Consider the following 14,507-nt stretch of genomic DNA (forward strand, 5'->3'; position numbering starts at 1 on the left):
GAGCAGGCTCACTCCTACATGGGAATGCATTTCAAATTGTAGGAGTGAGCCTGCTCGCGATGGCCGCGACGCGGTGTCAGTGATGAAACAACAAAATCAGCAGCACCAGATTCCCAAACAAAGCCACCAAAGCCATCGTCCGCCAGACCTTCAACGGCTCTCGCTCCAATAATGGCCGAGGCCGCACGCTCAAACTCCGCCGCTCGCCCTGTTCCAGCACCAACAACCATTCCTCAGCCGTTTCAAAGCGCTGCTGCGGATCCGCCGCCACGCCACGCTCCAGACTCTGCGCCAACCATTCCGGCAGATCCGGTCGATAACGACTGGCGCTTACCGGCGTACCAAAGCGCGGCCGCTGAAAGGCTTCGATCTCGCCGTAGGGGAAATGTCCGGTCAGCAGGAAATACAAGGTCACACCGACCGCATACAAATCCTGCTGCACATCCGGCGGATCCCCGCGAAACGCTTCCGGGGCGATGTAACTTGGGGTTCCGGGCAGCGTCGATGGCGCGTCTTCGGACAATCCCGGGCAATACGCCAGGCCAAAATCCAGCAGCCGCAGTTCGCCATCGTCGCCCATGTGCAGGTTTTCCGGTTTGATGTCCCGGTGCAGGATCTGCCGCCGATGCAGCAGCCCTACCGCGCGCAACAGGCGCTCGGCGATGTCTCGCCATTGAGCCAAGGGGAAATGCCCGAGTTGCGCCAGCGTCGTACCGGAATATTCGCGCATCACGTAGTACAAATGCTGACGCTGTTGGCAGGCATGGACTTCAGGAAAGTGGCGACCGGCTACGCGTTTCAGAAACCATTCCTCGGACAACAGTGCTTGCCCGGCGTAGGAATCATCGGCGGAACGCGTGGGTAGGGTTTTCAGAAGCCACGTCTGACCTTGTCCATCAAACACCCGATACAGCAGCGATTGCTGGCTCTGAGCGACAACATCCAGCACCTGCCAGCCTTCGAACGACTGACCGGGTTTCAACGGTGGCGGCAAGGGCCATTGCTGCAAATGAATCAATGCATCGCCGATATTCGCTTCACCCACCGCATCGACGCGCACCAGCAATGCACTGGCATTGTCCTGACTCCCGGCCAGATGCGCCGCGTTGACCAGCGTTTGCGCAGCACTGTGCAAATCCGGCTGGTCACGCAGAATCGCCGCAATCGCGGTATCACCCAACGTCGACCAGACGCCGTCGCTGAGCAGCACAAAGCTTTCGCCTTCACGCAGTTCGCCATCGAGAAAGTCCAGCACCAGATGCTGATCCAGCCCGAGCGCACGCTTGAGCACATGCTGCATGCCCGGCTGCTCCCAGACGTGGTCTTCGCTGATCCGCTGCAAACGCTCGGCGTGCCAGCGATACACCCGGCAATCGCCGACGTGGGCGAGGGTGAAGCGCCGACCGCGCATGACCACAGCACTGACCGTGGTGAGCAACGGCTGGCCACCGCCATTGGCCTGCAACCAGCGATTTTGCGCGAGCAGCAGACGATCCAGCGCCTGCGCCACGCTCCAGGTTTGCGGCGTGGCGTAGTAGTCGAGCGCCAAGGCCTGCAAGGTCGAGCGGGCGGCGAGTCCGCCATCGGCGCACTGGCTGACACCGTCGGCGATGGCGAACAGAAAACCCTTGCTCGCCGCCAGTGCCGGCGCCGGTGTTACCGAACGCAAGGCGTCCTGATTCTCCGCGCGCGGACCGGTGGCGCTGGCTTCGGCAAAGCTCAGTTGCAGGGCCATCGACGCCTCAGACCCGCGCCGCCGTCACCGCTGCCGAACCCCAAGTGGTTCTCCAGCGCCGCTTGACGCCGTGCAGGCCAAACCACGCCAACACGCCAAGGCTGGCGAACAACCACAGGGCCAGTTGATAGCTGCCGGTGCTCTGTTTGATTGCGCCCATGCCGGCCGCCAACGCGAAACCACCGATGCCGCCGGCCATGCCGATCAAACCGGTCATGACGCCGATCTCCAGACGAAAACGCTGCGGCACCAGTTGGAACACCGCACCGTTGCCTGCGCCTAAACCGAGCATGGTGCAGACGAAAAGTGCCAGCGCGGCGTAGGAACTCGGCAGATTGAAACCCACAGCAGCAATGCAAATGGCCGCCACGGTGTACATCGCCAGTAACGTGCGAATGCCACCGAAGCGGTCAGCCAGCGCGCCACCCAACGGCCGCATCAAACTGCCGCCGAACACACAGGCAGCGGTGTAGTAACCGGCAGTCACCGGGCTCAAACCGTATTGATCGTTGAAGTAGCCGGGCAGGGCGCTGGCCAGACCGATGAAGCCGCCGAAGGTCACGCTGTAGAAAAACATGAACCACCAGCTGTCACGGTCGCCCAGCGCCTTGAAGTAGTCGGCCATGGCTTTGGCTTTCGGCCGTTGTGGCGCGTTTTTCGCCAGCCAGGCGAACAGCAGCAGCGTCAGGATCAATGGAATCAGGGCGAAACCGAAAACATTGCTCCAGCCGAACGCGGCGGCGAGCACCGGTGCGAGCAGCGCGGCGAACACGGTGCCGGAGTTGCCCGCGCCAGCGATGCCCATGGCTTTGCCCTGATGCTGCGGCGGATACCATTGTGACGCCAGCGGCAGGGCTACGGCAAACGAGGCGCCGGCCATGCCGAGGAACAGGCCGAGCAGCAGGGCTTGTTCATAACTGTGGATGCCGAGTTTCCACGCACCGAACAAGGCGCAGATCACAATGACCTGACCGATCAGCCCAGCGGTTTTCGGTGACAGCCGATCGGCGAGCATGCCCATGATGAAGCGCAACACGGCGCCAGCAAGGATCGGCGTGGCGACGACGAGCCCGCGTTGTTGCGTGGTCAGGTGCAGGTCGGCAGCAATCTGCACCGCCAGCGGGCCGAGCAAGTACCAGACCATGAAGCTCAGGTCGAAATACAGGAAGGCCGCGAACAGGGTCGGGGTGTGGCCGGATTTCCAGAAGCTTGAATTCATCGCGCACCTCAGCTGAAAAGAATCTCGAAAGGAGTCGTGCAACAGCAGATGGCGCGCCACCACGGCCGCACCACCGGCCCCGGTCTGTGGGGCCAAAACGCAAAAACGCCGCTCCCTGATGCGCCGGTTGGGCGAACGGGTGAGCGACGTCTTTGTCGTGGGTGGGGCAACCGCCGTTGGTTACCTGTGGGTTTACTTAGCGAGATTTGTGCCAACAGCCGGAAAATCAAAAGCCCCTCACCCTAGCCCTCTCCCAGAGGGAGAGGGGACCGATCGAGGTGTTTGGTGTATGTACGCCGACGTGAAATACCGAGTCGAACACACATTCTGAAAAGCCCCTCAGCCTAGCCCTCTCCCGGAGGGAGAGGGGACTGATTGGGGGATGCTCGCGAAGTACGCCGACCTGTGATTTTTTGCTGTGAATCCATAATCGACTCGGTCTTTCAGGTCGATGTTTGACGCCGGACACCTCGGTCAGTCCCCTCTCCCTCCGGGAGAGGGCTAGGGTGAGGGGCTTCTCAAGCAACCAAAGCTTTCAGCCCAACAACTCACTCATCGCAATAATCTGCTCCGCCACCTGAATCAGCTTCTGCTGCCGGCTCATCGCCTGCCGCCGCATCAAGGTGTAAGCCTCTTCCTCATTGCAATCCTTCATCTTCATCAACAACCCCTTGGCCAGCTCAATACGCTTGCGCTCAGCCAATTGCTGATCACGCGCCTGAAGCTGCGCGCGCAAGGCCTGATCACTCTCGAAACGTGCCATCGCCACATCGAGAATCGGCTGCAAACGCTGGGCGTGAATGCCTTCGACGATGTAGGCACTGACCCCGGATTTGATCGCCTGGCGCATCACGCCCGGGTCATGTTCATCGGTAAACATCACGATTGGCCGTGGCTGGTCGCGGCTGACCAGCACCACTTGCTCCATGACATCGCGGCTCGGTGACTCGGTATCGATCAGGATCACGTCCGGGCGCACCGTTTCGACGCGCGCCGGCAGGTCGATGGTCAGGCCGGACTCGTCGATGACTTCGAAACCGGCTTCAGTCAGCGCGGCTTTCAGGCGGCCGACTTTTTTCGCCGTGTCGTTGATCAGCAGAATGCGCAACATGTTCGCGGTCTCCTGTCAGCGGCGGGCGAGAAGAGGGGCGTTGTCGCTCAACGCATGCAGTTTGAAGCTGCGCGCATAAGCGGCCGGGTCACTGCCGTCCCAGATTTTGCCGTCGAGCAACTGGCTGCAGCGCATATCGGTGCCCCACGCTGCAACACCGACCGCCGTGGCTGCTTCGCGATACAGATCAAGCTGCTGAACCTGGCGGGCTACGGCGAGGTAATCCGGGTCTTCGCGCAGCAAACCCCAGCGGCGGAACTGGGTCATGAACCACATGCCATCGGACAAGTACGGCAAATTCACTTGGCCATTGCCGTGAAAGCGCAGCGCGTGCGGATCCTGCCAGCGATTGCCCAGCCCATCCGAATAGTCGCCGAGAAAACGCGGTTCGATGCACGCAAGCGGCGCGTCCAGATACTCCGGCGCACTGAGCAATTGCGCGGTGCTGCGACGATTTTCCGGGCTTTCTTCGATGAAACGGCTGGCCTCAAGAATTGCCATCACCAACGCCCGCGCAGTGTTCGGGTATTGCTCGACAAACTCACGCGTGCAGCCGAGGACTTTTTCCGGGTGATCGGGCCAGATCGTCTGGCTGGTGGCCAAGGTAAACCCAAGATCCTGCTGCACCGCGCTGGCCGCCCACGGCTCGCCGACGCAAAAACCATCGATACGCCCGGCTTGCAGGTGCGCGACCATTTGCGGCGGCGGCACGACGACGCTGTCGACATCCTGCAACGGATGAATGCCCTGACTCGCCAGCCAGTAATACAGCCACATCGCGTGGGTGCCGGTGGGAAATGTCTGGGCGAAGGTGAGTTTTGCGCGGCTTTGGTGCACATGCCGATCCAGCGCTTCAGGACTGCTCACGCCGAGGTTCTGCAGACCGTGGGAGAGGTTGAGGCTCTGGCCGTTCTGATTCAGGCCCATCAGCACGGCCATATCGGTCGGAGCAACGCCGCCGATGCCCAGATGCACGGCGTAAATCAGTCCGTAAAGACTGTGCGCGGCATCGAGTTCGCCGCTGACCAGGTTGTCGCGCAGATTGGCCCAAGAGGCCTGGCGCTTGAGGTTCAGCGTTAGTCCGTAAGGCTGGGCAAAGCCCTGTGTGGCAGCAACGACAACCGAGGCGCAGTCGCTCAGGGCCATGAAGCCTAGGTTGATCGCAGTCTTTTCCGGGGCATCGCTGCCATTGACCCAGGCCAATGGCCCTACCGAAGGTTCATTCATGCATTGCCACCTCGAAAAAAAAGCGCCGCCGCGGACTTTGCGCAGGCAAAACCCGGGACGACGCCATTGTCCCTGCCCGCTGGCCGTCATTGGCTGGCGCGCTGATAGCCAAGAGGGTGCAAGGCATATGCCACCGGCAGTGATTTGCGCGTGCGCCTCGCGCGGTGGGTCGATGCCCGGCTATAATCGCCGCCTCTTTTCGCCGCCCGAGTCATCGCCGCCCATGTACACCCTGGCCCGTCAGCTGTTGTTCAAACTTTCCCCGGAAACCTCCCACGATCTGTCGCTGGATCTGATCGGCGCGGGTGGGCGTTTGGGCCTCAACGGCTTGCTGTGCAAGGCGCCGGCGAAGAAGCCGGTGACGGTCATGGGCCTCGAATTCCCGAACCCGGTGGGTCTGGCGGCCGGTCTGGACAAGAACGGCGCGGCCATCGACGGCTTCGCGCAACTGGGTTTCGGTTTTGTCGAAGTCGGCACCGTGACCCCGCGCCCACAGCCAGGCAATCCGAAGCCACGGATCTTCCGCCTGCCGGAAGCCGAAGCAATCATCAACCGCATGGGTTTCAACAACCTCGGTGTCGATAACCTTTTGGCGCGCGTTGCCGCCGCTAAGTACAAAGGCGTGCTGGGCATCAACATCGGCAAGAACTTCGATACGCCGGTCGAGCGCGCGGTCGACGATTACCTGATTTGCCTCGACAAGGTTTACGCCCACGCCAGCTATGTGACGGTCAACGTCAGCTCGCCAAACACCCCGGGCCTGCGCAGCCTGCAATTTGGTGATTCGCTCAAGCAGTTGCTCGCGGATCTGGCTACCCGCCGCGCCGAACTGGCCTTGCGTCACGGTAAACATGTGCCGCTGGCGATCAAGATTGCACCGGACATGACCGACGAAGAGACTGCGCAGGTCGCGCAGGCACTGATCGAAACCGGCATGGACGCGGTAATCGCGACCAACACCACGCTGAGCCGTGTTGGCGTTGAAGGCATGGAGCATGGCGACGAGGCGGGCGGTCTGTCGGGCGCGCCGGTGCGGGAGAAGAGCACCAATACCGTGAAGGTGCTGGCCGGTGAGTTGGCCGGGCGTTTGCCGATTATTGCTGCTGGCGGGATTACTGAAGGCAAGCATGCTGCCGAGAAGATCACTGCCGGTGCGAGCCTGGTGCAGATCTACTCCGGCTTCATCTATAAAGGCCCGGCGCTGATCCGTGAGTCGGTAGACGCGATCGCCGCCCTACGCTGATCCAATTGTGGGAGCGAGCCTGCTCGCGAAGGCGCCAGTTCAGTCAATATTTCTGTGACTGACACACCGCTTTCGCGAGCAGGCTCGCTCCCACAGGTTTTTTGTTTGGGCACAAATAATGTGACAGGCATAAAAAAGGGCTCCTCGAAGGAGCCCCTGGGCCGCAGCCCGCCGTCCGGGAAGGACGTGCATGGTAAGTCGTTACAAATTCAGATTGTCGTGTCGGAGTTAATGCCCTGTGTCAGCCGACGGCGTGAAGTTCGTTGAGTCTGTGGATTCCCGCAGTGCCGGTCATACCGTCCCAGTTGTCGCCGCGTCCTTCTCGCCAGCCGTTGATCCAGGCTTGACGTACCGACGGTAGAGTAAATGGGCAAAGCTCACGGGATTTGCCACCAACGCCATATTGATATCCGCGCAAAAATGCTCTTTCCAACGGATCACGCTTAAGTCTTCTCATAGGGTGTTTCCCTCACTTGTTGACTGTTTTGTGTCGCGTTGACCTCAACTGAGGTCTGGCAGAAGAAACCTGCCATGGTGCGGCTCGCTGCCGGCGTGGCGAGCCAAGGTGTTGACGCCGTTGCGACGTCAACCTGTGTTCAGTTCTAACCAATGAGTCACACCGAGGGAATGATCGTTTTGTCATAAGGACGTAACGAAATTAGTGCTACAGCCATAAGTAACGACGGGTTTCATGCACGGTTTTTCGGCAAACCCCGGTATGATCGGCCCCGCGCTGCATGATGGGGTTAATTCTTTAGTGAGAATGACCCACGTTTGCGCTGGGGTATAAAGCGACGAAGGGTCGCTTTAAGACTTTTTGTTTCATCAACTTTTTTATCTGTCCCGGCATCTAAGCTCTTTTAACCCGAGCAGCGGGGATGGAACGGCACACCTTCGTGCCACGCGGGCGTTCTTTTAGAAAAGCGCCTGATTGAAAACCGGATCGGCAATGCGTTGCCGATTCACTAGCCAAAGGCTCTGGAAATACCATGTCCGACAGTTTCGAACTCTTCCTCACTTGCCCTAAAGGCCTTGAAGGCCTGCTCATCGAGGAAGCCGTCGGGCTTGGCCTTGAAGAAGCGCGCGAGCACACCTCCGCCGTGCGTGGCATGGCGACCATGGAAACCGCTTATCGCCTGTGCCTCTGGTCGCGTCTGGCCAACCGCGTGTTGCTGGTGCTCAAGCGTTTCCCGATGAAAGACGCTGAAGACCTCTACCACGGTGTGCTCGACATCGAGTGGCAGGATCACATGCTCAGCGACGGCACTCTGGCCGTTGAATTCAGCGGTCACGGCTCAGGCATCGACAACACCCATTTCGGCGCGCTGAAAGTCAAAGACGCCATCGTCGACAAACTGCGCACGCCACAGGGCGACCGTCCGTCGATCGACAAACTCAACCCGGACCTGCGCATTCACCTGCGTCTGGATCGCGGCGAAGCGATTCTCTCCCTTGATCTCTCCGGCCACAGCCTGCACCAGCGCGGTTATCGCTTGCAGCAGGGCGCGGCGCCGCTGAAGGAAAACCTCGCAGCGGCGATCCTGATCCGTTCCGGCTGGCCACGCATTGCCGCTGAAGGCGGCGCGCTGGCTGACCCGATGTGCGGTGTCGGTACGTTCCTCGTCGAGGCGGGCATGATCGCCGCCGACATGGCGCCGAACCTGCGCCGTGAGCAGTGGGGCTTCACCGCGTGGCTCGGTCACGTGCCGGCGCTGTGGAAAAAACTCCACGAAGAAGCCGTTGAACGCGCCGCTGCCGGCCTGGCCAAGCCACCGCTGTGGATTCGCGGTTACGAAGCTGATCCGCGTCTGATTCAGCCGGGCCGCAACAACGTTGAACGTGCCGGCCTGAGCGAGTGGATCAAGATCTACCAGGGCGAAGTCGCGACCTTCGAGCCGCGCCCGGACCAGAACCAGAAAGGTCTGGTCATCTGCAACCCGCCGTACGGCGAGCGTCTCGGCGATGAAGCCAGCCTGCTGTATCTCTACCAGAACCTCGGCGAACGTCTGCGTCAGGCCTGCCTGAACTGGGAAGCGGCGGTGTTCACCGGCGCGCCGGATCTGGGCAAGCGCATGGGCATTCGCAGCCACAAACAGTATTCGTTCTGGAACGGCGCGTTGCCGTGCAAGCTGCTGTTGATCAAAGTGCTGCCGGATCAGTTCGTCACCGGCGAGCGTCGCACTCCGGAACAGCGTCAGGCCGAGCGCGAGCAAGCGGCTTACGATCAGACCCCGGACGAGCCGCAAGAGCGCAAGTTCAACAAGAACGGCAACCCGATCAAACCGACGCCAGCCCCGGCACCGGTGATCGAGCAACCCCGCTTGAGCGAAGGCGGGCAGATGTTTGCCAACCGTCTGCAAAAGAACCTCAAGGCCATGGGCAAGTGGGTCAAGCGCGAAGGCATTGATTGCTACCGTGTCTACGATGCCGACATGCCTGAGTACGCGATGGCGATCGATCTGTATCACGACTGGGTGCACGTGCAGGAATACGCCGCACCGAAGTCGATCGACCCGGAAAAAGCCTCGGCGCGCATGTTCGATGCACTGGCAGCGATTCCGCAGGCACTCAACGTCGACAAGAGCCGCGTGGTGGTCAAACGCCGCGAGCGCCAGAGCGGTACCAAGCAGTACGAGCGTCAGGCTGCGCAAGGCAAGTTCAATGAAGTCAGCGAGGGCGGCGTGAAGTTGCTGGTCAACCTCACCGACTACCTCGACACCGGTCTGTTCCTCGACCACCGCCCAATGCGCATGCGTATCCAGAAAGAGGCGGCCGGCAAGCGCTTCCTCAATCTGTTCTGCTACACCGCGACCGCCAGTGTGCACGCGGCCAAGGGCGGAGCGCGCAGCACCACCAGCGTCGACCTGTCGAAGACCTACCTCGATTGGGCACGCCGCAACCTGTCGCTTAACGGCTACTCGGACAAGAACCGTCTGGAGCAGGGCGATGTGATGGCGTGGCTGGAAAGCAGCCGTGACGAGTACGACCTGATCTTCATCGATCCGCCGACGTTCTCCAACTCCAAGCGCATGGAAGGCATCTTCGACGTGCAGCGTGACCAGGTGCAGTTGATTGACCTGGCCATGGCGCGTCTGGCGCCGGGTGGTGTGCTGTATTTCTCCAACAACTTCCGCAAGTTCCAGTTGGAAGAAAACCTCGCCGAGCGTTATGCGGTCGAGGAAATCAGCGCGCAAACCATCGACCCGGATTTCGCCCGCAACACCAGGATCCACCGCGCCTGGAAAATCACGGCTCGTTGACGCTTGGCGAAATTGGATCCACAGAGCCTTGATTTTTAAAGGCTCCGTGGATCTGCCCGCGCTAGCTAAATTAGTGGCTAATAGCTATAACTCACACACGGTCAATGGGGTTTTCCCGTAAATGCTGGCGTAGTGTGAGTTGTCTTTATGTCGTTGCACCCCGTGCGCCCAAAGATTCTGGGTTTTATCAGCGAAGACGTCTCGGCCTGGCTGGTCGCGCTGCTGGTATTGCTTGCCGGCGGGATTCTCACGGGGTTGCTTGCCTGGGCTACCCTCAATCAGTTTCAGCAACAGACGCTTCAGCGGTTTCAACTGCTGGCCAACGAACGTTACAGCCGCATCGAAGAGCGATTTCAGGACCAAGAGCAACGCCTCGACGGTCTGCGCCGCTTTTTCGCCAACTCTGAATCGGTGTCCCGCGCCGAATTCGACGGTTACACCCAACCTTTATTACTGCGCACCCAAGCCTATTCGTTTGCCCTCAAGGTCAGTGGCGCCGAGCGCGCGGCGTTTGAGCAGCGGGTGCGTGACGAAGGCCTGAGCAACTTTACCCTGCGTGAGCTGAATGCCCAAGGCGAGCTGCAACTGGCTGGCGTGCGCGATGCATACGTGCCGGTGCTCTACAGCCAGACGCAAAGTCGGCTTGGCTCACCGCTGGGTTATGACTTGCTGGCGCAGCCGTTGCGCCGCGACACCCTGCAACGGGCCGACAAGCTCGGCGGGCTGGCGGTGTCGCAACCGATGCACCTGGTCAATATCGAGCCATCCTACGCACGCGGTGTGCTGCTGGTGGCGCCGGTGAGCCGCAATGGTGAACGACAGTCGTTTGGCTACGTGATGGCGGTGATCAGCATGCGCCAGCTGCTCGCCGACGGTTTGCCGGATGCCTTTCATGACTATCTGTCGGTGCGCATTCTCGATATGTCGACCAATGATCAGCACGAGGCCTTGTTCGAGTCGACCAACGAGCCAGCGCCGAGCGATCTGTCCGCCACGCGTCTGGTACGCATGGCCGATCACGACTATCAGGTCGATATCTTGCCGAGTGAGGCGTTCGTTCAGGCCAACCATTCGTCGGTCGGCAGCGTGATCATTCTGGGCAGCTTGCTCAGTCTGCTGCTCAGCGCCTTGCTCTATGTGTTGGTCAGTCAACGTCAGCGCGCCTTGCGCATGGTTGAGCAGCGCACGCAGGAACTGCACGCCAGTGAGCAGGAATTGCGCGGCACTCACGGTCAGTTGCGCGGCGTGCTGAATGCGGCGACGCAAGTGGCAATCATCGCCACGGACTTGCGCGGGGTGATCAATACTTTCAACCCCGGCGCCGAACAAATGCTCGGCTACAGCAGCGCCGATGTCGTCGGCCACATGACCCTGGAAAACCTCCATCTGCCTCGTGAACTGACAACCCGCGCTGCGGAGTTGAGTGCGCGCTACGGCAAGACCATCCCGACGTGCCACGCGATGCTGGTCGAGGGCGGCGAAGTCGGCGGCCACGAGGCTCGCGAGTGGACGCTGATGCGCAGCGATGGCAGCCATCTGCCGGTGAACATGCTCGCCACGCCGGTACTCGATGAACAAGGGCTGTGGGTCGGACATCTGGCAATCTGCATCGACATCACCGAGCGCAAGCGTGTGCACGAGGTGCTCGCGGCGCGCGATGTCTTGCTGAAAAAGCTCAGCGCCCACGTGCCCGGCGGTATCTATCAATTCAAGATGGAATTCGACGGGCGCTTCAGTGTGATCTACGCCAGCGACGGTATCCGTGAGATCTACGAGCTGGAGCCGGACGTGCTGTTGTTCAACGCCGAGGCGATTTTCACCCGTATTCATCCGCAGGACATTACCCGCGTGCGTTCTTCCATTCGCGCCTCGGCGGACAGCCTCAGTCCGTGGCGCGAGGAATACCGCGTGCAGTTGCCCGAGCGCGGCCTGCGCTGGGTGCGCGGCGAGGCGACACCGGAAGAACTGCCGGGCGGCGGTGTGCTGTGGCATGGCTATATCTCGGACATTTCCGATTTGAAACGCGTGGAGGAAGAACTGCGTGCGCTGTCGGTGACCGACTCGTTGACCGGCATCCATAACCGTCGCTATTTCCAGGAACGCCTGACCACCGAAATGGCCCGGGTCGAGCGCGGTGGTGGCGAGTTGTCGGTGATCATGCTCGACATCGACCACTTCAAACGCATCAACGATCAGTATGGTCATGCTGTCGGTGACCGGGTGCTGCAAGCGGTGTGCGAGCGCATCGGCCATCGTTTGCGGCGTACCGATGTGTTCTGTCGCTTGGGTGGCGAGGAGTTCATGGTGCTGTGCCCGGACATCGACGGCGAGCATGCGTACATGCTGGCGGTTGAGCTGTGGCAGGGTTTGCGTGGCGCGCCGGTGGATGTGGTCGGCGTGGTCACGGCGAGTTTCGGGATCGCCAGTTGGCGGCCGGGGGAGGGCGCGGATGCACTGTTGTTGCGGGCGGATTCGGGTGTGTATATGGCAAAGCAGCGCGGGCGCGATCGTGTCGAGCAGATGAGCTAAGCCGCGACGCGGTTCCCCTGTGGGAGCGAGCCTGCTCGCGAAGGCGTCAGGTCAGTCAATAAATGCACCGACTGATAATCCGCCTTCGCGAGCAGGCTCGCTCCCACAGGGTTATGGGGTGTTGCTTGAACTGCGTTACAGGACCGAAGCGGTCTGCGCCAGTTTCGGCTGCTTGTACAGATCCAGCAGCACCTGATCCAGCACCGACGACGCCCCGAACGGCGCCTTGTCGTTGAGGATCGCCACCACCGCCCAGGTATTGCCGTTAACGTCGCGGCTGAAACCGGCAATTGCGCGCACGGTGTTCAGCGTGCCGGTCTTGACGTGGGCTTCGCCGCGCATCGCAGTGGTCTTCAGGCGTTTACGCATGGTGCCGTCAGTGCCGGCGATCGGCAGCGAGCTGATGTATTCCGCGGCATACGGGCTGTGCCAGGCAGCTTGCAGCATGCCGGCCATCTCACGGGCGCTGACACGTTCGGCACGGGACAGGCCGGAGCCGTTCTCCATTACCAGATGCGGTGCGGTGATGCCTTTTCTGGCCAGCCACTGGCGTACGACGCGTTGCGCAGCCTTGGCGTCGTCACCGTCGGCATCATTACGGAATTTCTGCCCCAAGCTCAGGAACAGCTGCTGGGCCATGGTGTTGTTACTGTACTTGTTGATGTCGCGGATGATCTCCGCCAAGTCAGGCGAATAGGCGCGCGCCAGCAGTTTGGCATTGCCTGGCGTCGAGGCCAGACGATCCTTGCCCTGAATGCTGCCGCCCAGTTCTTTCCAGATCGCGCGTACGGCGCCGGCGGTGTAGGTCGCGTGGTCGAGCAGCGACAGGTACGTCTGCGAGCTGCAGCCTTCGCCCAACTGGCCGGCAACGGTCACGTTGACGCTGCCATCGGCTTGCGTCACCGGGTTGTAGCGCACGCCACCGGTGCATTGCTTGGAGGGCAGGGCTTTGACGGTGTTTTCGATGTGGATGCTGGCAATCGGCGGCTCGACCGAGATCAGTACACGGCCACCGTCATTGCGCGCCACGAAGCGCAGGGCCTTGAGGTTGACCAGCAGCGAATCCGGTTTGACCAGGAACGGTTTGTTCTCGTCATTGCCGTCATCGTTGAATTCCGGCAGCACCGGTTGCACGAAGAAATTGCGATCAAGCACCAGATCACCGGTGATCTGCGTCACGCCGTTGGCGCGCAGGTCGCGCATCAGCAGCCAGAGTTTTTCCATGTTCAGCTTCGGATCACCGCCACCCTTCAGGTAAAGGTTGCCGTTGAGGATGCCGCCGCTCAGGTCGCCATCGGTGTAGAACTCGGTTTTCCACTGATGATTGGGGCCGAGCATTTCCAGCGCCGCGTAGGTGGTGACCAGTTTCATGGTCGAGGCCGGATTGACCGAAACATCCGCGTTGAACACGGTCGGCGTGCCCGGGCCGTCCAGCGGCACCATCACCAGCGACAAGGCGCTGGGCTGCAATTTGCTCGCTTTGAGGGCTTTTTCGACGTTCGGGGTGAGTGAAGTATTGATGGTGGCAGCGGAAACAGGCAGGGCCAGAGGCAGAAGAAGGCCGGCGAGAAACAGTGGACGCAACGATTTGATCATATGAAATAAAACCCTACAGCCGAGGGGAAAAAGACGAGGACATGGATGAAAAGGTCCTCAGTGGTCACGAAAGTGTCGGCATTATGCCCCAACCTGTAACAGGTTGTGCCTTGTCCGGGCAGGCCAATACGTTTTTTTTTACAGGCGGTCAGTCACTGTGTCCAGAGAGTCGGGCAATCGATTGCTTAAACTGGTAAAGTGCCCGCCGTATTTACTTAAGAGGATTGTTCCAATGGCGACTAACCGTTCCCAGCGTCTGCGCAAAAAACTGTGCGTTGATGAATTTCAAGAGCTGGGTTTCGAACTGAACCTGGACTTCAAAGAAGACTTGTCCGAAGAAGCCATTGACGCTTTCCTCGAAGCCTTCATCAAAGAAGCCATGGAAGCCAATGGTCTGGGTTATGTTGGCGGCGACGACTTCGGTCTGGTATGCCTGCAGAAGCGTGGCTCGGTCAACGAAGAGCAGCGTGCTGCCGTTGAAGCCTGGCTGAAAACCCGCTCCGAGCTGACCAAGTATGAAGTCAGCCCGTTGCTGGACGTGTGGTATCCGGAAAAGCCGATCAACCCGGTTGCGTGATACTTAAAAA

General features: G+C 60.5%; 10 protein-coding genes. 4 read left to right on the forward strand and 6 right to left on the reverse strand.

The features are described 5' to 3' along the window. Nucleotides 1-76: 76 nt before the first annotated feature. From L8H52_RS26335 to L8H52_RS26350, 4 genes are all read right to left on the reverse strand, one after another. Nucleotides 77-1,735: a bifunctional protein-serine/threonine kinase/phosphatase gene (locus L8H52_RS26335; RefSeq protein WP_242209498.1), complete on the reverse strand. Its 1,659-nt coding sequence runs from the start codon at nucleotides 1,733-1,735 to the stop codon at nucleotides 77-79. A 7-nt stretch (nucleotides 1,736-1,742) separates the two neighbouring features. Continuing rightward, entirely contained in the window at nucleotides 1,743-2,954 is a 1,212-nt protein-coding gene (locus L8H52_RS26340; RefSeq protein ID WP_242209500.1) for a nitrate/nitrite transporter, read from the reverse strand. Nucleotides 2,955-3,489: 535 nt separating this feature from the next. Continuing rightward, nucleotides 3,490-4,065, reverse strand: coding sequence for an ANTAR domain-containing protein (locus L8H52_RS26345; RefSeq protein ID WP_007916390.1), 576 nt, complete (start codon nucleotides 4,063-4,065; stop codon nucleotides 3,490-3,492). Between the two features lie 15 nt (nucleotides 4,066-4,080). Then, nucleotides 4,081-5,292: a CmpA/NrtA family ABC transporter substrate-binding protein gene (locus tag L8H52_RS26350; RefSeq protein WP_242209501.1), complete on the reverse strand. Its 1,212-nt coding sequence runs from the start codon at nucleotides 5,290-5,292 to the stop codon at nucleotides 4,081-4,083. A gap of 223 nt (nucleotides 5,293-5,515) precedes the next feature. Between L8H52_RS26350 and L8H52_RS26355 the strand changes: the two genes are divergently transcribed. Continuing rightward, nucleotides 5,516-6,535, forward strand: a complete 1,020-nt coding sequence (locus L8H52_RS26355) for a quinone-dependent dihydroorotate dehydrogenase (RefSeq protein WP_242209505.1) — start codon at nucleotides 5,516-5,518, stop codon at nucleotides 6,533-6,535. A gap of 241 nt (nucleotides 6,536-6,776) precedes the next feature. Here L8H52_RS26355 and L8H52_RS26360 read toward each other — a convergent pair whose 3' ends face one another. Continuing rightward, nucleotides 6,777-6,992, reverse strand: coding sequence for a ribosome modulation factor (locus L8H52_RS26360; RefSeq protein WP_003223300.1), 216 nt, complete (start codon nucleotides 6,990-6,992; stop codon nucleotides 6,777-6,779). Nucleotides 6,993-7,524: 532 nt separating this feature from the next. Between L8H52_RS26360 and rlmKL the strand changes: the two genes are divergently transcribed. Then, nucleotides 7,525-9,795 (forward strand): bifunctional 23S rRNA (guanine(2069)-N(7))-methyltransferase RlmK/23S rRNA (guanine(2445)-N(2))-methyltransferase RlmL, encoded by a 2,271-nt coding sequence (rlmKL, locus tag L8H52_RS26365; protein WP_242209506.1) that lies wholly within the window; start codon nucleotides 7,525-7,527, stop codon nucleotides 9,793-9,795. A 147-nt stretch (nucleotides 9,796-9,942) separates the two neighbouring features. Beyond that, complete coding sequence (locus tag L8H52_RS26370) at nucleotides 9,943-12,324, forward strand: diguanylate cyclase (RefSeq protein ID WP_242209511.1); 2,382 nt, start codon at nucleotides 9,943-9,945, stop codon at nucleotides 12,322-12,324. A 135-nt stretch (nucleotides 12,325-12,459) separates the two neighbouring features. Here L8H52_RS26370 and dacB read toward each other — a convergent pair whose 3' ends face one another. Further along, the gene (gene dacB, locus L8H52_RS26375) at nucleotides 12,460-13,920 is read right to left on the reverse strand and encodes a D-alanyl-D-alanine carboxypeptidase/D-alanyl-D-alanine-endopeptidase (protein ID WP_242209512.1); all 1,461 of its coding nucleotides are present in this window, start codon (nucleotides 13,918-13,920) and stop codon (nucleotides 12,460-12,462) included. Between the two features lie 232 nt (nucleotides 13,921-14,152). Between dacB and L8H52_RS26380 the strand changes: the two genes are divergently transcribed. Next, complete coding sequence (locus tag L8H52_RS26380) at nucleotides 14,153-14,497, forward strand: YggL family protein (protein ID WP_095047735.1); 345 nt, start codon at nucleotides 14,153-14,155, stop codon at nucleotides 14,495-14,497. The last annotated feature ends 10 nt before the right edge of the window (nucleotides 14,498-14,507 follow it).

Source organism: Pseudomonas sp. CROZ-RG-20F-R04-15 (assembly GCF_022662375.1).
Taxonomy (GTDB): Bacteria; Pseudomonadota; Gammaproteobacteria; order Pseudomonadales; family Pseudomonadaceae; genus Aquipseudomonas.